Origin of the sequence: Bradyrhizobium sp. LTSPM299 (assembly GCF_000938235.1) — a bacterium.
Lineage (GTDB): Bacteria > Pseudomonadota > Alphaproteobacteria > Rhizobiales > Xanthobacteraceae > Bradyrhizobium.
In genome coordinates this window covers 1-17,409 of sequence record NZ_JYMU01000058.1, presented here as the reverse complement: position 1 = coordinate 17,409, position 17,409 = coordinate 1, and the positions used below count along the sequence as shown (strand labels likewise).

The window sequence follows — 17,409 nt, the reverse complement described above, 5'->3', positions numbered from 1 at the left end:
ACACATGGCTTCTGAACATACCGCCAAGGCGTTCGACAGCGACCTGCAGGAACTCACCCGCCTGGTCGCCGAGATGGGCGGCCTGGTCGAGCGCATGATCACCGAGTCGGTCGATGCGTTGATCCGCCGCGACGTCGCGCTCGGCAAGCGTGTCGTCGCCGCCGACATCGAGATCGACAGCCTGCAGCGCGTCATCGAGGAACGCGCGGTTCTGACCATCGCGCGCCGCCAGCCGATGGCGATTGATCTGCGCGAGATCGTCGGCGCGATGCGCGTGGCCACCGACCTCGAGCGGATCGGCGACCTCGCCAAGAACATGGGCAAGCGCGTCGCGGCGCTGGAGAGCGATTTCCAGCCGCTCAAGCTGATCCGCGGCCTGGAGCACATGACCGATCTCGTGCTGTCGCAGGTCAAGTCGGTGCTCGACGCCTATGCGGCGCACGATCTGCCGGCGGCGATGGCGGTCTGGAAGGGCGACGAGGAGGTCGACGCGATCTGCACCTCGCTGTTCCGCGAACTGCTGACCTACATGATGGAAGATCCGCGCAACATCTCGTTCTGCATCCATCTGATGTTCTGCGCCAAGAACATCGAGCGGATCGGCGACCACGCCACCAACATCGCGGAAACCGTCTTCTACATGATCGAAGGCCAGCAAATCATGGACAAGCGTCCGAAGGGCGACATGACCAATTTCGCCACCACGGTTCCGGGCAGTTAATTTCGGTTCGCGTCAGGGCAACGGATCAAGACAGAGAGAGAGAACACAAAGCGATGAGCGCACGCATTCTGGTGGTCGAAGACGAAGAAGCGCTGACGACGTTGTTGCGCTACAACCTCGACGCGGAAGGCTATGACGTCGAGACGGTCGGCCGCGGCGACGACGCCGACACGCGGCTGAAGGAGCGCATTCCCGATCTCGTGGTGCTGGACTGGATGCTGCCGGGCCTCTCCGGCATCGAACTGTGCCGCCGCCTGCGGGCGCGGCCCGAGACCAAGCAGCTGCCGATCATCATGCTGACCGCGCGCGGCGAGGAGAGCGAGCGGGTACGGGGCCTTGCCACCGGCGCCGACGACTACATCGTCAAGCCGTTCTCGGTGCCGGAGCTGTTGGCGCGGGTGAAGGGCCTGCTGCGCCGGGCAAGCCCGGAGCGGCTTGCGACCGTGCTGACCTATGGCGACATCGAGCTCGATCGCGAGAAGCGCCGCGTCGCGCGCTCCGGCCGGCCGATCGATCTCGGCCCGACCGAGTATCGGCTGCTCGAGTTCTTCCTTGAGCATCCCGGCCGCGTGTTCAGCCGCGAGCAATTGCTCGACAGCGTCTGGGGCCGCGACATCTATATCGACGAGCGCACCGTCGACGTGCATATCGGCCGTTTGCGCAAGCTGCTCAATCCGGGCCGCGAGCAGGATCCGATCCGCACCGTGCGCGGCGCGGGCTACGCGCTGGATGACCGTTTTGCCAAGGCCGAGCCGCAGCAGTAAGGCCGCGCGAGCTTTCACAATTGTCGTCCCGGCGAAAGCCGGGGCCCATAACCACAAATCTTGATTGTTGGAATACGCTGGAGCCCCAGCGGGGCACAACCACTCGCGTCGGTCGTTATGGATCCCGGCTTTCGCCGGGATGACGCCGTGGATGGAGTCGGCTTACCTACCGCGTCGGCTTGGGCGCCGGCCGCCGGCGATCATTCGCCGGCTGGTAGGCGATGCGCGAGTGATGTGCGCAATAGGGCAGGCCGCCGAGCGCCTTGCCGCCGCAGAAGAAGAAATCCGGGCTCGACGGATCGCCGACCGGCCAATGGCAGGTTGCCTCGTTCAGCTCGAGCAGCGACAGCCGCTGGCTCATCGGCACGACGTTGTCGTAGGTGACCGGATCGGCCTCCATCTCGACCTCGAAGGCGTGGGCCAGCGCGGTGTTGCCGCGCGACACCGGGCGCGCCACCCGCATCATATGCTGCGCCGGACGTGCCTTGCGTTGCCGCGGCGCGGCCGCGGAAGGCGCCTTGGCACGGCCGGACAGGCCGAGCCGGTGCACTTTGCCGATCACGGCATTTCGCGTCACATTGCCAAGTTCCGCCGCGATCTGGCTGGCGGACAGGCCGGATTCCCAGAGCTTCTTCAGCTGCTCGACGCGATCGTCGGACCAGGTCAATACAGTCATCACATTCATCCCTTCGCCTAGCACCGGCCAATCCTTGGAGCGGTGCTGCGAGCCAAATCTCGAAAAACTCCTGCGGTCAGAATCCCTTGGCCCTCGCCGGGCACGCCTATGCGCCCGAACGTCTACGCAGAACGAAAGGCTACTTAAGGGGTCCAGTACTACCGCACGAGATGTCGTACCCGACAGCCCAAACGCTACAATATGGCGTGACTCTGGCGCAAGAGTCCGCGGTCGCGCGTCCACATGTTCCCACACTTATGCATTGCAATTCCACTTTTCCACCGCACCGGAATGCTCCGGATTGCGCTCGATTCGGACCGCAGGAAGGCCGCTTCCGGCGATTGACAGTTACTGCCCGCAGCATAGAATGCCCGTACGTGCCGCCCGAAAAGGCGGCACGTTTTGTTTTCCGAAGCTGGCTGTTGTCGTGTTGGCGTCAAGGCGCGCGGCAATTGTCGGCCTCAAACCCGTCAGTGATGGTCATGACCAACAGCGCAGCGTCGCATCTGCTTCCCGTCTTCGCCAGGGTCGATCTCGGCTTCGAGCGCGGTGAGGGCGCCTGGTTGATCGCAACCAATGGCGACCGCTATCTCGACTTCACCTCCGGTGTCGCGGTGAACGCCCTTGGGCACGCGCACCCGCATCTGGTCGCGGCGCTGCAGGAGCAGGCGACGAAGCTCTGGCACATGTCGAACCTGTTCAAGAGCCCGGACGGCGAGAAGCTCGCCGCGCGGCTTTGCGAGCAGAGCTTCGCCGACTTCGTGTTCTTCTGCAATTCCGGCGCGGAGGCGATGGAGGGCGTGATCAAGCTGGTCCGCCATTATCACTTCTCCAAGGGGCATCCCGAGCGCTACCGCATCATCACCTTCGAAGGCGCCTTCCATGGCCGCACGCTGGGGACGCTCGCCGCCACCGGCTCGGCCAAATACCTCGAGGGCTTTGGCCCGCCGATGGACGGCTTCGACCAGGTGCCGCACGGCGACATCGAAGCCGTCAAGAAGGCGATCGGACCGCACACCGCTGGCATCCTGATCGAACCGGTGCAGGGCGAGGGCGGCGTGCGCTCCGCGCCACATGCCTTCTTCAAGGCGTTGCGCCAGCTCTGCGACGAGCACGGCCTGCTGCTCGCGTTCGACGAGGTGCAGACCGGCATGGGCCGCACCGGCGATCTGTTCGCCTACAAGCGCACCGGCGTCACACCCGACGTGATGTCGCTCGCCAAGGCGCTCGGCGGTGGCTTCCCGATCGGCGCGGTGCTGGCAAGCGCGGAAGCCGCGGCAGGTATGGCGCCGGGCTCGCACGGCTCGACCTTCGGCGGCAATCCGCTCGCGGTGGCGGCGGCCAACGCCGTGCTCGACGTCATGCTCAAGCCCGGCTTCTTCGATCACGTGCAGCGGATGTCGCTGCTGCTCAAGCAGAAGCTCGCCTCCGTCGTCGACCGCTATCCCAGCGTGCTCTCCGACGTACGCGGCGAGGGCCTTCTGATCGGCGTCAAGGCCGTGGTGCCCTCCGGCGATCTCGTCGCCGCACTGCGCAATGAGAAGCTGCTGACCGTCGGGGCCGGTGACAATGTCGTGCGGTTCCTGGCACCGCTGATCGTCACCGAGGCCGAACTCGACCTGGCGGTCGCAAGCCTCGAGCGCGCCAGCGCTGCGCTGTCGGCGGCGCTACCGAAGAAGGCGGCCGGGTGATGAGCAAGCCGGTACGACACTTCCTCGATATCGACGAACTGCCGCTTGCCGAGCTGCGTAACATGCTCTCGGCCGGCGCTGCCATGAAGGCGGCGCGGAAGGCGCACGAGAAGCCCAGGAAGCCGCTCGAAGGCAAGACCCTGGCGATGATCTTCGAGCGCCCGTCGACCCGCACCCGGGTGTCGTTCGACGTCGGCATGCGCCAGCTCGGCGGTGAATCGATCATGCTGACCGGCACCGAGATGCAGCTCGGCCGCGGCGAGACCATCGCCGACACCGCGCGCGTGCTGTCGCGCTATGTCGACGCGATCATGATCCGCATTCTCAACCACGATGCGCTGCTCGAGCTCGCCGCCCACGCCACCGTTCCCGTCATCAACGGGCTGACGCGCCGCTCGCATCCCTGCCAGGTGATGGCCGACCTGATGACCTTCGAGGAAAATCGCGGCTCGATCGAAGGCAAGACGGTGGCCTGGACCGGCGACGACAACAACGTGCTGGCCTCCTGGGCCCACGCTGCCGAGCGCTTCAAGTTCAACCTCAACATCGCTACGCCGCCGGAGCTCGCGCCGAAGAAGCCGATGCGCGACTGGATCAAGGCGACCGGTGCGCCGATCGTGCTCGGCACCGATCCGGAGGCCGCGGTGCACGGCGCCGACTGCGTCGTCACCGACACCTGGGTGTCGATGGGCGACAAGGAGGGCGAGCACCGCCACAACGTGCTTAAGCCCTATCAGGTCAATGCCAAGCTGATGCAGCTTGCCAAGCCCGACGCGCTGTTCATGCACTGCCTGCCGGCACATCGCGGCGAGGAGGTCACCGACGAGGTGATCGACGGCCCGCAATCCGTCGTATTCGATGAGGCGGAAAACCGCCTGCATGCGCAGAAGGGCATTCTGGCCTGGTGTTTTGGCGCAGTGGCGTAGCGCCCACAATTGTCGTCCCGGCCAAGCGTGGCGCGAGCCGGGACCCATACGCGGCGGCCTGTGAAAGAGGCACAAGGAGAGACGCCTTGAGTCAAAACAAGCTCCTGTGGTTATGGGTCCCTGCGTTCGCAGGGACGACAACAACCCCTTTATTTCATCGTTCGAGACCCCAGATAAAACGCCATGGTTTCACAATCCTCTGACATCAAAATCCCGGCTGAGGCGCCGATCCGCGCGCCGTCGGCCATTCCCGTTGATGACGCGGTGCTGGCCTTTGAGGTCGGCGCGCTCGACCTGCGCGGACGGCTGACCCGCCTCGGCCCCGCGCTCGACGAGATCCTGCACAAACACGATTACCCGCCGCCGGTCGGCAAGCTGCTCGGCGAAGCCATCGTGCTGACGACGCTGCTCGGCTCGACCGTGAAGTTCGAGGGGCGCTTCATCCTGCAGACCCGGACTGACGGTCCGGTCTCGCTGCTGATCGTCGATTTCCAGGCCCCCGACCGGCTGCGCGCCTATGCGCGCTACGACGCGGGCCAGCTCAAGGCCGGCCAGAGTTCGGGCGAGCTGCTCGGCAAGGGCCATCTGGCCATGACCATCGACCAGGGCGCGGAGATGAGCCGCTACCAGGGACTGGTCGCGCTCGACGGCGGCAGCCTGGAAGAGGCCGCCCATGAGTATTTCCTTCGCTCGGAACAGATTCCGACGCGGGTGCGTCTGGCGGTCGGCGAGGAGATGCGCGGCGGCGAGGGCGGCAAGCACCACTGGCGTGCCGGCGGCATTCTGCTGCAATTCCTGCCCAAGGCACCCGAGCGCGCCAAGCAGGCGGATATGCATCCCGGCGACGCGCCGGAGGGCACGGTCACGCATTCTGTACCCGACGACGACGCCTGGGTCGAAGGACAGTCGCTGATCTCAACCGTCGAGGATGTCGAGCTGATCGACCCTGGTCTCTCCGGCGAGCGGCTGCTGTACCGGCTGTTTCACGAACGCGGTGTCCGCGTCTTCACCCCGCAACCGCTGCGCGCGCAGTGCTCCTGCTCGCGCAACGCCGTCTCCGCGATGCTGAACAGTTTTGCGCCGAACGACCGCGCCGACATGGTCAAGGACGGCAAGGTCGTCGTGACCTGCGAGTTCTGCTCGTCGGTCTACGACTTTACGCCGCAGGAAGCGGGTGTGGAGGAGGCGGGGAACTGATCCGCAACGCAGTGTCGCTGCGTTCGTCGAACAGTTCTCTCAGCAAGCGCCACAGCTCGCGACGTCCGGCGTTTGCCCACTTTCGGTGACGTGCTCGGCAATTCCCATCGTCGCGGTCTGATGGTCGACAGTGCCGTCGGTGCTTGCCTGTCAACTCAGCAAGGTACGGGCCTTGTTGGCGGCGTCATAGATTTCGATCTGAAGCATCGGATAAGCCGTCTTCAGTTTTCGGCCGGCTGTTTCAGCAGCCTCGACAGTGTCAAACTCCGACTTGAAGTGGCCGTCGACAACGGTCACGAAACCTTCGGTGGGCGGCCGGTCGGCGCGCATCACTTTCCTCGGTTCCGGTTCGTCAATAGTGAGCAGGGTTTTCTTCATCATGGGATCCTTCTAGATCTACTTCGACTCAGTCTGTGAAACGCCGTCGGCAAGGGTTCTCGCACGAACAGGCTATGCCGTCGACGACGTCAGAGAAGTCATTGGCACATCGAATGCGTACACGAAACCGGTGGGCTCATAGCTCAGCTGGACGTCGCCGCGGAGCTGCTTACCGAGCGTTTCGATCAGCCGTGTCCCGAAGCTGCGCCTTTCGGGAGGGCGGACCGCCGCACCGTTCTTCTCGGTCCAGGTCAGGCGCAGGCGCTGCGCCGCCTGGTCCAGCGTCCAGCTGATGTCGACGCGCCCGTCCGGGACCGACAGCGCGCCGAACTTCGTGGCGTTCGTGCAAAGCTCGTTGAGCGTCATTGCGATGGCGATGACGGCGCCCGACGCCATCCGGACAGCGGGTCCCGAAATCGAGAATTTCGGCTCATCCGGATCGATGAAAGCTTCAGCAGCGCCGCGGACGACGGTGCCAAGATCCGCGCTGCTCCATCTTGCCTGCAGCAGCAGGTCGTGGGCCCGCCCGAGCGCCAATAGCCGGCCCTCGATGGCGTGCTGCGCTGGCTTGGCCTCCGGCAGCTCACGCAGGCTTTGGGAGACGATCGCGCCAACGGTCGCGAGCGTGTTCTTGATGCGGTGGTGCAGCTCTTCGAGAATCAGCTTCTGCAGCTCATCGGACGCCTCGCGCTCCCTGGCGTCGATGCCGGCCTTGGCGAGCAAGCTCGTTGCATTGATCTCGGCCTGCGCCAGCAGAAGCCGCAGGCTGACATTCTCTGCCGCCAGAACGTCCTCATTCGATGCTGTGACGCTCGCGGGGCGCGGGATTGTGCGGAATTCGGCTTCGATCATCATTCACTGTATCATCATGAGTCGGATACCGCACCTAGTGTTCGGCAGACGCGCTCTACCGCAATAAGGCGGTTTCAGGCTGCAATCAGCTTGAAACCGCGCGTATCAGGCCCGGCCGATCATGCCATGCATGCCGGCTATCAATTCCCCGGCATTGAGCGGCTTGCCGAAAAACCTGCAGTGCGGAGGAAGATCAAGCTTCGGCAGGTTCGCTTGCCCGGATACAACGATGATCTTGATCGACGGCCACCGCGCATGCACGGCATGCGCAAGCCCGATGCCGTCCATTTTGCCGGGCATCTGGATGTCGGTGCAGATCAGCGCGATATCGGATCTGGATTCCAGGATGGCGACGGCTTCGGCAGCGTCCAGGGCCTCAAGCGGCGTGTAGCCGGCGTATTCCACCATGTCGACCGCGCTCATCCGCAGCATCATCTCGTCTTCGACAATCAGAACGACGGCTGGAATGGATGAATGATCAAGTACCATCAGACCGGCGCTCACGGTGCTCGAGTGTCGAAACTGCCATCGACCGGAATTTAGGCGGCCGAACTGGGAATAAGCATCTCAGCACCCATTTGATCCAAGGCAGCTTAACATTGACACAATAAGCCCGCCGCGAGGGCAGCGAATTGCATGCTTCTGCGTGTCACTCGCGTGTAGGCATTCCGGCCGAAACGCGGCCTGGTTCGAGCGGGCTTGTGGTTCGATGCCGGAGTAGCCACTTGCTTCACAGCGCAACTGTATTGTTACAGCATCCCCTTTGCGGAAGCGCGAAGCTTTAAGCCGCCAAATGTTGTGACCGATATCGACCAACGTCACGTCGCTTCGACGCGCGCGACGCGGGTCACGACAAGCCACGGCAACAACCTGACGGTCTCAACCATGATCGAATTTCCAAATCACAGTCGTTCATACGACCAAACGCGGCGGGCCGTGCGGTTTTGGGGGCACGACAGCGCGATCGAGGCTTCATTCTTCATAGACGAGGGCGCGTTGAAGAGAATTCAACCGGATGCACGCCCCGATGAGTCCGGATTTCTGAACGCCTTCGATTCCAACCGTGATGCGATATGTGCCGCCGCTGCCAGGATTTATGTCCGCGGAAGCAGGGGTTCGTACAATCTGGTCGCCGCAAATTTCTGAAACCAGAGCCTTTCGGATCACGCGAGACAATCTGGCAGATCGAGCGCCCGCGTTGCGTTCGCCGCAAGCTGGATTCACTCTGTCTGAGATGGCAGCTCTCCCAAAGGAAAAGCCGCGGATCTCTCCGCGGCTTTTCCTTTGACCTCGTTCGGCCTTCGTCAGTAGCGGTCGGTCCCGATTCCGACGCTGACGCCGGGGACGCGGATGCCGATGCCACCACCATCGTCATAGCCACGGCGGTCTTCATAGCCACGACGCTCGATATAACGCTCGCGGGGCGCGTATCCATAGGAATCACCGGGGTCGCGGATCACGCGGCGTTCACCACGGTCGCGCCAGCAACGGCCGGTTTCATCGCAAACCATGCGAACGTTTTGAATGTTGCCCTCCGGCGCGATGGAGATCTGGGGTGAAAGCGGGGCAGCGAAAGCAGCCGTGGCGGCAGTCACGACAAGAGCGCTTGCGCCGGCTGCCAGATAGATCGCAAAATTTTTCAAGATACTCCTCCAAAAATGGTTGTGTCAGGAAGCCAAGAGTCTCGCGAGACATTGGTTCCAGGTGTCGACCGGCGAATTCCATTGATCGCGTGATGGCCGCGTCGCAGCGCCCCGATGGGCCATGGCACATCGAAGAATATGGCACATCGAAGAATGACGAGTTGGGTTCAAGCGCACTGCGTCAGCGTGTCTCACCCGATTGAGGACCGCTATGCGAGTTCGATCCGTGGCGACGCCACGCCCAGTCAGTTCAACACCCTTTTGCCGTCCGGGCTCGGGCTATCCAGCGAAAACGTCGGCACATCGATCTCGAAGCGTTCGCCGCTCTCGCTGACCATCTGATAGGTGCCGGTCATGAAGCCGGAGGCGGTCGGCAGCGGCACGCCCGAGGTGTATTCGAAGCGCTCGCCGGGGGCGAGCACCGGCTGCTTGCCGATCACGCCTTCCCCGCGCACCTCCTGCCTGCGGCCGGTGGCGTCGGTGATGATCCAGTGCCGGGTCCGCAACTGGACGGTTTCCGAACCGGAATTGGTGATCACGATGGTGTAGGACCAGAAATATTCGCGCTTTTCGATCGACGATTCCTCCGGCATGAAGTTCGGCTCGACGGTGACTTCGATCTGGCGGGTAACAGCGCGGTACATGCGGCTCATTCCGATGGTCTTCATGACTGCATCATATCGAATTGATCTGCCGGAACCAATCGGTTGGCGAGGCAGTGAAAACCCGGTCCGGGCCGATTTCATCGCGGTTTCAACATAGTTCCGTTCTAAGGCGCGACCGCGTGCCGCCGTTTTCAGTGCTTTGTCCGCAAGTCGCGGACCGATATTATCGATTCCGGGCGGCGCGCACCTCCCGCGGCCACACGGTGCTTGATGAGTTCGATTGCCGATCCCATAGCCGGTTCGCCGGTGGCTGACGCCAAGGCGAAGGCCGAGGCAGCAAAGATCCGGGCGGCGGCGCCGGCGATTACGCTGCCGGCGGCCGGCGAGCGCGAATTGCGGCTCGACCTGTTCCGTGGGCTCGCGCTGTGGCTGATCTTCATCGACCATTTGCCGGCAAACCTGCTGACCTGGCTGACGCTCCGCAACTACGGCTTCTCCGACGCCACCGAGATCTTCATCTTCATCTCCGGCTACACCGCGGCTTTCGTCTACGGCCGGGCGATGCTGGAGGCCGGCTTCGTGATCGCGACCGCGCGGATCCTGCGCCGGGTCTGGCAGATCTATGTCGCGCACGTCTTCCTGTTCACGATCTTCCTCGCCGAGATCTCCTATGTCGCGACCTCGTTCGAGAACCCGCTCTACACCGAAGAGATGGGGATCATGGATTTCCTCAAGCAGCCCGACGTGACCATCGTCCAGGCGTTGCTGCTGCGCTTCCGCCCGGTCAACATGGACGTGCTGCCGCTCTACATCGTACTGATGCTGTTCCTGCCGCTGATCCTTTGGCTGATGAAATGGAAGCCCGACGTCACGCTGGGGCTGTCGGTCTTGCTCTATGCGCTGACCTGGCAGTTCGACCTCTATCTCTCGGCCTATCCGAACGGTTTCTGGGCGTTCAACCCGTTCGCCTGGCAATTGCTGTTCGTGTTCGGCGCCTGGTGCGCGCTCGGCGGCGCGCGGCGGATGTCGCGTATCCTGTCATCGCCGGTCACGATGTGGATCTGCATCGTCTATCTGGTCGCGGCGTTCTTCGTGACGCTGACCTGGTACGTGCCGCAGCTCGGCCACATCATGCCCAAGGTCATCGAGCAGTGGATGTATCCGATCAACAAGACCGACCTTGACGTGTTGCGTTTCGCGCACTTCCTGGCGCTCGCAGCCCTCACCGTGCGCTTCCTGCCCCGGGATTGGCCGGGGTTGAAATCGCCCTGGTTGCGACCTTTGATCCTGTGCGGCCAGCATTCGCTTGAGATATTCTGCCTCGGTGTCTTCCTCGCCTTTGCCGGACATTTCGTGCTCGCTGAAGTCTCCGGTGGTGCCGCACTGCACGCATTGATCAGCGTCTCCGGCATCCTGATCATGTGGGGCATGGCGTGGATCATTTCGTGGTACAAGCACTCCGCCGACAAAGGTGCCTCGCGAACAAAAAGCACCGGCGGCAACGCCGATCTGGCGGGAGGGGGAGCATGAAGTCCGCACGGACGATGCTTGGCCTGAAGAAGGTTGGCCTAAAGAAGGTTGGCCTGCAGATATTTGGCCTGACGCTGCTTGCCGCCTTGCTGGCGGCCGCCCCGGCGCGTGCCGAGGACACGGCCGAGCCGCCCTGCGACGTGCCCGCCTATCTCCTCTCCAGCGAGAGCTCGCTTCCGAAGGTCACCGAGGCCGTCAAGGCCGCACAGCCGTTGAACGTGCTGGTGGTGGGCAGCCGCTCCTCCAGCATCCCTTCGAATGAGACGAGCGCCTACCCGGCCAAGCTGCAGGCCGCCCTGCAGGCGGCGCTGCCGTCCGCGACGATCAATTTATCCGTAGAATTACAGGCAAAGAGCACGGCCGACGAGACCGGCGGCACCCTGGTTAAGCTTGTTGAAGCAAAAAAGCCTACTTTGGTTATCTGGCAGACCGGCACAGTCGATGCTATGCGATCAATTGATCCCGACGATTTCCGCGGTGCCATCAACGACGGAGTTGTTGCGTTGCGGAACGCTGGGGTCGACGTGGTTTTGGTTAATCTGCAGTACAGCCCACGTACCGAGACGATGATCTCTGCGCCGCCCTATCTCGACAATATGCGGGTGGTGGCGCAGCAGCACGATGTCCCGCTGTTCGACCGGTTCGCGATCATGAAGCAATGGAGCGATGCGGGATATTTCGACCTGTTCAGCACCTCGCATGGTGTCGATCTGGCGCAGCAAGTGCATGCCTGTCTCGGCCGCGCGCTGTCGAAATTTGTGATCGATGCGGCCCATCTGGGCCCCGCGCAGCAGAATTAAAGGAAGCAGAGTTGATGAGTTTTGCCGCCCCTTTTCGCCGAACCTGCTGGCGAAGCGTGTCCGCCGTTGCGGCGCTCGTGCTGCTGACCTCAGCGCCGATCGCGCCGCTCTGTGCGCAGACCGCGCAGCCGGACCAGCATGCGGCGCTCTCGCCCGGCGCACGGGCCGAGTCCGCGAAGCCCGATCCGGCCACGCCTGCAGCCGCAACGTCAGCCACATCTACGGCCGCGACCAATCCGGCCATGCCCGTCGACCAGCGCAGCGCGACGGCGAGGGCCGTCGATAAGGTGAAGCAGGTCGCGAAAGCCGCCGGCGACATCTTCCACCGTGTGCCTTGCCTGCAGCCCAAGGGCGTGCCGGACACGATGGGTTCGCTGCCGCATGTCGCGGCCAAACTCGCCGCGGGCAAGCCGGTCGTGATTGTGGCGTTCGGATCGTCCTCGACGCAAGGTTACGGTTCGACGTCGCCGGAATTCACCTATCCCAACCGGCTCGACACGCAATTGCGCCGCCAGTATCCGTCCGCCGACATCACCGTGCTCAATCGCGGCAAGGGCGGCGACGACGCGCCCGAGATGATGAAGCGGCTGCAGTCGGAGGTGATCGACGTGCATCCTGATCTGGTGATCTGGCAGGTTGGCACCAATGCGGTGCTGCGCAACCTCGATCCCGGCGAAACCGGCAAGCAGGTCGAGGACGGCGTGGCGCGTATCCAGGCCGCGGGCTCCGACATCGTGCTGGTCGATCCGCAATATTCGCCGCGCGTCACCGAACGGCCCGAGAGCGCGCGGGGCATGGTCAAGCTGCTCAGCCGCATCGCAGCACTTCGTCACGTCGGCATCTTCCCGCGCTTCGAGGTGATGCGCGACTGGCACGAGCGGCAGGCGATCCCGATCAACGATTTCGTCATCGCCGACGGCCTCCACATGAACGACTGGGGCTATGCCTGCTTCGCGCAACTGCTCGGCGACGACATCATCCGCTCGGTCGGCCAGGTCCGAGCCGGCGTCAACGTGCCGGCCGATGTGCGGACCTATCGGCCGATGTGATCGGCTCTGGCCACCCGGTCCAGCCGTCATTGCGAGCGAAGCGAAGCAATCCATCGGCCCGCAAGCGCGGATACATGGATTGCTTCGTCGCTGTCGCTCTTCGCAATGACGGGGCTGCATAGGTTCACGAACTCTCAGGATGACGGGTCTAACGCTGTACCCTCGCCCCAGCTTGACGTTGCCGCGGTAATCCGCTCCTTTGGCCCCGAAACAACCACCTTCGGGACGAAGCTTCAGGGAACGCTCATGTCTTTCGTGCTGGCTATCGATCAGGGCACCACATCGTCGCGCGCCATGGTATTCCGCAGCGACATCTCCATCGCCGCGGTTGCGCAGCAGGAATTTCCACAGCATTTCCCGGCCTCCGGCTGGGTCGAGCACGAGCCGGAGGACATCTGGACCTCGACCATCATGGTGTGCCGCGAGGCGCTGGAGAAGGCCGGCCTGAAGGCCAGGGACATCGCCGCGATCGGTATCACCAACCAGCGCGAGACCACCGTGGTGTGGGACCGCGCCACCGGCCAGGCCGTGCACCGCGCCATCGTCTGGCAGGACCGCCGCACCGCCGACATCTGCGCCAGGCTCAAGGCCGAAGGCCATCAGCCCGCGATATCGGCTAAAACAGGATTGATCGTCGATCCCTATTTCTCCGGCACCAAAGTGGCATGGATCCTCGATCACGTGCCGGGCGCCCGCGAGCGCGCCGAGCGCGGCGAATTATTGTTCGGCACCGTCGATTGCTATCTGCTGTGGCGGCTCACCGGCGGCAAGGTGCACGCGACAGATGCCACCAACGCTTCGCGCACGCTGCTGTTCAACATCCACAGCGGCGAATGGGACGATGAGCTGGCAAACCTGCTGCGCGTGCCGCGCTCGATGCTGCCCGAGGTGAAGGATTCCTCGGCCCGCTTCGGCGAGAGCACCGCCGATCTGTTCGGCGGCCCGATCGCGATCTCGGGCATCGCCGGCGACCAGCAGGCCGCGATCATCGGCCAGGCCTGCTTCGAGCCCGGCATGATGAAGTCGACCTACGGCACCGGCTGCTTCGCGCTGCTCAACACCGGCACCACGCCGGTGGCCTCGAAGCACAAGCTGCTCACCACGATTGCCTATCAGCTTAACGGACAGCGCACCTACGCGCTCGAAGGCTCGATCTTCGTCGCCGGAAGTGCCGTGCAGTGGCTGCGCGACGGGCTCGGCATCATCAAGAAAGCCGCCGAGACCGGACCTCTTGCTGACAAGTCCGACAGCATGCAGAGCGTCTATCTGGTGCCGGCCTTCGTCGGCCTCGGCGCGCCCTACTGGAATCCGCGCGTGCGCGGCGCGCTGTTCGGCCTCACCCGCAACACCGGCCCTGCCGAGCTGGCGCATGCCGTGCTGGAGAGCGTCTGCTACCAGACCTTCGATCTCTGGGCTGCGATGCGCACCGACTGGCCGGAGGCCAATGCCGCCAACACCGTGCTGCGCGTCGACGGCGGCATGACCGCATCGGACTGGACCATGCAGCGCCTTGCGGATTTGCTCAACGCCCCCGTCGATCGCCCGATGATCCAGGAGACCACGGCGCTGGGCGCGGCCTATCTCGCCGGCCTCGAGGCGGGGGTCTATCCGGAGCCGGCGAAATTCGCCGACAATTGGCGGCTCGAACACCGCTTCAAGCCGGCGATGAGTCAGGCGACGCGCGACCGCAAGCTTGCGGGATGGGGGCGCGCGGTGAAGGGCGTGCTGGCAAGCGACGAGGGGGAATAGCGCGCAGTCCATCGCGCGTTTCGACAACAACAAAAAATTGGAGAGGACAATGAACACGGATTTCAACCGGGTCACTAAACTGCTTGCTACCGCGATCGCCGCCGCGCTGCTGACCTCAGCCGCCATGGCGCGCGACAAGGAGAACGCGCTCTCCGCCGCGCGCCAGGTCAAGACCGACGTCGCCGGGCTGAAGGCGCCGGGCCAGATCCTGGTCGACGTTTGGGGCATCCCGCACATCTATGCCGGCAACGAGCACGACCTGTTCTTCCTGCAAGGTTTTAACGCCGCGCGCGACCGGCTCTGGCAGATCGATCTCTGGCGCAAGCGGGGACTGGGCCTGCTGGCGAAGGATTTCGGCCCCGCCTATGCCGAGCAGGACAAGGCGCTGCGGCTGTTTCTTTATCGCGGCGAGATGAACGCGGAATGGGCTGCCTACGGCCCGAAGGCGAAAACCTATGCGGAAGCCTTCGCCGCCGGCGTCAACGCCTATGTCGCCGATGTCAGGGCGGGCAAGCGCCCGCTGCCGATCGAGTTCAGGATCGCAGGGACCATGCCCGATCTGTGGTCGGCCGAGGATGTCGTCCGCGTTCGCAGCCACGGCCTGACGCGCAACGTTGCGTCTGAGGTGAAGCGCGCGCTGGTCGCCTGTGCCGCCGGCCTCGATGCTGACCGCTTCCGCGTCAAGCTGGAGCCGGCCTGGTCCACGAAAATCCCCGATGGGCTCGATCCCTGCAGCGTGCCGAAGGAAGTCCTCGCCGCCTACGACCTCGCCACGCGCCCGGTCGCCTTCGCCGCACCAAAGGACCAGAAGGACGCGCTGGCGCATGATCCCGATAAATTCCTGGCCGAGGCCGACCAGCAGCGCGACACCATCGGCTCCAACAATTGGGTGATCGCGGCATCGCGCACCGCCACGGGACGGCCGATCCTCGCCAACGATCCGCATCGCGAACACAGTGTGCCGTCGCTGCGTTATATCGTCGGCCTCAACGCGCCCGGCATCTCCGTGATCGGCGCCGGCGAACCCGCGCTGCCCGGCATCTCGATCGGCCACAACGACACCATCGCGTTCGGCCTGACCATCTTCAACGTCGACCAGGAAGATCTCTACGTCTACGAGCTCAATCCCGCCAACCCGAACCAGTACCGCTACGGCTCCGGCTGGGAAGACATGCGCATCGTCCACGAGAAGGAGGAGGTGAAGGGCGAGGCGAACCGCGACCTCGAGCTGAAATTTACCCGCCATGGCCCGGTGATCTATGTCGACGAGGCCAACAAGCGCGCCTTCGCGGTGCGCTCGATCTGGTTCGAGGCCGGCACCTCAGCCTATTTCGGCTCGGCCGATTACATGACGGCGAAGAGCTGGAACGGCTTTCTCGCCGCGATGCGCCGCTGGGGCGCGCCGTCGGAGAACCAGGTCTATGCCGACACGTCAGGCAATATCGGCTGGATCGCCGCCGGCAAGACGCCGCGCCGGCTCAATTTCGACGGCCTGATGCCGGTGCCCGGCGACGGCCGCTACGAGTGGCAGGGCTTTCTGTCGCTCGACGAACTGCCGAAGGCCTATCGGCCGAAGCAGGGCTTTATCGCCACCGCCAACCAGATGAACCTGCCGGCCGACTATCCCGTCAACGAGCGCCGGGTCGGCTTCGAATGGTCCGACAGCGCGCGCTGGCAGCGCATCACCGAGGTGCTGCAGGCCAACAGCAAGGTGACTTTATCAGTCGCGATGGATTTGCAGAACGACGACACCGGCATGATCGGACGCCGGCTGGTCGCACTGCTCCAGCCGCTCGCCTCAGACGATGCCAACGTCAAGAAGGCCCTCGATTTGTTGAAGGCGTGGGACGCGCGCGACACCGCCGATAGTGCCGCGGCTGCGGTCTACGAGGTCTGGATCGCAAATCACCTCGGCCCGGTGCTGCTGAAGACCGCGGCGCCGAAGGCTGCTGACCTGATCGCGCCGGAAGCCTCCAGCATCTCGGCCATTGTCGGCTACCTCGAAAAGCCTGACGCAGCGCTGGGCAGTAATCCAGCAGCAGAGCGCGACCGCGTGCTGCGTGACAGCCTCGGCGAGGCGGTTGCCGACGTGACGTCAAAACTCGGGCCCGATGCATCGACCTGGCGCTGGGGCCGTTTGCATGTGGCACAATTCGATCACGCGCTGATGCCGCTGGCCGATAAGGCGACCGCGGCGCAGATGTTGGTCGGCCCGCTCGCGTATGGCGGCGCCGCCAACGTGCCGCGTGCGGCCAATTACCGCCGCTCCGACTATCATCTCATTGGCGGCGCCTCGTTCCGCATGGTGCTCGATGTCGGGCAGTGGGATGCAAGCCGCACCATCAACACACCAGGCCAATCCGGCGATCCCTTCAGCGGCCACTATCGCGACCTCGCGCCACTGTGGGCGACCGGCCAATACGTCCCGCTGCTCTACAGCCGCAGCGCCGTCGAAGCCGCCACCGCAGAGGCGATCACGCTGACGCCGCGGTGAGAGGGGCGCCGCCGCTTGCCAAAAACTCCGCTGTCGTCCCGGCGAAGGCCGGGACCCATATGTGGACGGCCCCCGTGGCACAAGAGCTTTGTGAGTAGATCGGAACGCTTGCATCCATATGTCCGGCCTGTTGATGCGACGCACATTGATCGCTGGCCAAGATGGGTTGCGCGACGCGAGCTCCAAACAACCCCGCGACCTGTTGACGGCCAATGGGTCCCACGGACTGTCTCGCATCGTTGATCGACCGATTGCTCCATCTGCTCTTGCAGCTTCCGGGTCGGCCGGTGGGCGAACCCGCCGGCCGGCCAATCTGTTAGGCGACGGCTCCCAT

General features: G+C 64.0%; 17 protein-coding genes. 11 read left to right on the top strand and 6 right to left on the bottom strand.

What is annotated here, in order from left to right:
• The first annotated feature begins 4 nt into the window (after positions 1–4).
• Together phoU and phoB are read left to right on the top strand one after the other, a co-directional pair.
• Positions 5–721: a phosphate signaling complex protein PhoU gene (gene phoU, locus UP10_RS29150; protein WP_044541086.1), complete on the top strand. Its 717-nt coding sequence runs from the start codon at positions 5–7 to the stop codon at positions 719–721.
• Positions 722–774: 53 nt separating this feature from the next.
• Entirely contained in the window at positions 775–1,485 is a 711-nt protein-coding gene (gene phoB, locus UP10_RS29145; RefSeq protein ID WP_044541087.1) for a phosphate regulon transcriptional regulator PhoB, read from the top strand.
• Between the two features lie 166 nt (positions 1,486–1,651).
• On the opposite strand, the gene UP10_RS29140 is transcribed toward phoB, so the two are convergent.
• The gene (locus UP10_RS29140) at positions 1,652–2,161 is read right to left on the bottom strand and encodes a GcrA family cell cycle regulator (protein ID WP_044590862.1); all 510 of its coding nucleotides are present in this window, start codon (positions 2,159–2,161) and stop codon (positions 1,652–1,654) included.
• 482 nt (positions 2,162–2,643) lie between these two features.
• Between UP10_RS29140 and UP10_RS29135 the strand changes: the two genes are divergently transcribed.
• The 3 genes from UP10_RS29135 to UP10_RS29125 all read left to right on the top strand — a co-directional run bounded on the left by UP10_RS29135 (position 2,644) and on the right by UP10_RS29125 (position 5,975).
• On the top strand, positions 2,644–3,852 hold the full coding sequence (locus tag UP10_RS29135; protein WP_044590861.1) for an aspartate aminotransferase family protein: 1,209 nt from the start codon (positions 2,644–2,646) through the stop codon (positions 3,850–3,852).
• On the top strand, positions 3,852–4,778 hold the full coding sequence (gene argF / locus UP10_RS29130) for an ornithine carbamoyltransferase (RefSeq protein ID WP_044590653.1): 927 nt from the start codon (positions 3,852–3,854) through the stop codon (positions 4,776–4,778). The genes UP10_RS29135 and argF overlap by 1 nt, the downstream gene beginning before the upstream one ends.
• A 183-nt stretch (positions 4,779–4,961) precedes the next feature.
• A complete protein-coding gene (locus tag UP10_RS29125) occupies positions 4,962–5,975 on the top strand; it encodes an Hsp33 family molecular chaperone (protein ID WP_044590652.1) in 1,014 nt (337 codons plus the stop codon).
• Positions 5,976–6,125: 150 nt separating this feature from the next.
• Here UP10_RS29125 and UP10_RS29120 read toward each other — a convergent pair whose 3' ends face one another.
• The 3 genes from UP10_RS29120 to UP10_RS29110 all read right to left on the bottom strand — a co-directional run bounded on the left by UP10_RS29120 (position 6,126) and on the right by UP10_RS29110 (position 7,694).
• Positions 6,126–6,353: a hypothetical protein gene (locus UP10_RS29120; RefSeq protein WP_044541235.1), complete on the bottom strand. Its 228-nt coding sequence runs from the start codon at positions 6,351–6,353 to the stop codon at positions 6,126–6,128.
• A gap of 72 nt (positions 6,354–6,425) precedes the next feature.
• Positions 6,426–7,205, bottom strand: a complete 780-nt coding sequence (locus UP10_RS29115; RefSeq protein ID WP_044590860.1) for a sensor histidine kinase — start codon at positions 7,203–7,205, stop codon at positions 6,426–6,428.
• Between the two features lie 105 nt (positions 7,206–7,310).
• The gene (locus UP10_RS29110) at positions 7,311–7,694 is read right to left on the bottom strand and encodes a response regulator (protein ID WP_044541236.1); all 384 of its coding nucleotides are present in this window, start codon (positions 7,692–7,694) and stop codon (positions 7,311–7,313) included.
• Positions 7,695–7,904: 210 nt separating this feature from the next.
• Between UP10_RS29110 and UP10_RS46010 the strand changes: the two genes are divergently transcribed.
• Complete coding sequence (locus tag UP10_RS46010) at positions 7,905–8,351, top strand: DUF1488 family protein (protein ID WP_245321934.1); 447 nt, start codon at positions 7,905–7,907, stop codon at positions 8,349–8,351.
• Between the two features lie 158 nt (positions 8,352–8,509).
• On the opposite strand, the gene UP10_RS29100 is transcribed toward UP10_RS46010, so the two are convergent.
• Both UP10_RS29100 and apaG read right to left on the bottom strand, forming a co-directional pair.
• Entirely contained in the window at positions 8,510–8,848 is a 339-nt protein-coding gene (locus UP10_RS29100) for a hypothetical protein (RefSeq protein ID WP_044590651.1), read from the bottom strand.
• A gap of 245 nt (positions 8,849–9,093) precedes the next feature.
• Positions 9,094–9,492 carry a Co2+/Mg2+ efflux facilitator ApaG/CorD gene (gene apaG / locus UP10_RS29095; protein WP_044541238.1) on the bottom strand — a complete coding sequence of 133 codons (399 nt, stop codon included), beginning with the start codon at positions 9,490–9,492 and terminating at the stop codon, positions 9,094–9,096.
• A 231-nt stretch (positions 9,493–9,723) separates the two neighbouring features.
• Here apaG and UP10_RS29090 point away from each other — a divergent pair, with 231 nt between their 5' ends.
• The 5 genes from UP10_RS29090 (at position 9,724) to UP10_RS29070 (ending at position 17,075) form a co-directional block, all read left to right on the top strand.
• Positions 9,724–10,983, top strand: coding sequence for an OpgC domain-containing protein (locus UP10_RS29090; protein ID WP_044590859.1), 1,260 nt, complete (start codon positions 9,724–9,726; stop codon positions 10,981–10,983).
• A 14-nt stretch (positions 10,984–10,997) separates the two neighbouring features.
• On the top strand, positions 10,998–11,783 hold the full coding sequence (locus tag UP10_RS29085) for an SGNH/GDSL hydrolase family protein (protein WP_044590858.1): 786 nt from the start codon (positions 10,998–11,000) through the stop codon (positions 11,781–11,783).
• Positions 11,784–11,797: 14 nt separating this feature from the next.
• Complete coding sequence (locus UP10_RS29080) at positions 11,798–12,832, top strand: SGNH/GDSL hydrolase family protein (RefSeq protein WP_044590650.1); 1,035 nt, start codon at positions 11,798–11,800, stop codon at positions 12,830–12,832.
• A 246-nt stretch (positions 12,833–13,078) separates the two neighbouring features.
• A complete protein-coding gene (glpK, locus tag UP10_RS29075) occupies positions 13,079–14,581 on the top strand; it encodes a glycerol kinase GlpK (protein WP_044590649.1) in 1,503 nt (500 codons plus the stop codon).
• 49 nt (positions 14,582–14,630) lie between these two features.
• Entirely contained in the window at positions 14,631–17,075 is a 2,445-nt protein-coding gene (locus UP10_RS29070; RefSeq protein WP_044590648.1) for a penicillin acylase family protein, read from the top strand.
• The last annotated feature ends 334 nt before the right edge of the window (positions 17,076–17,409 follow it).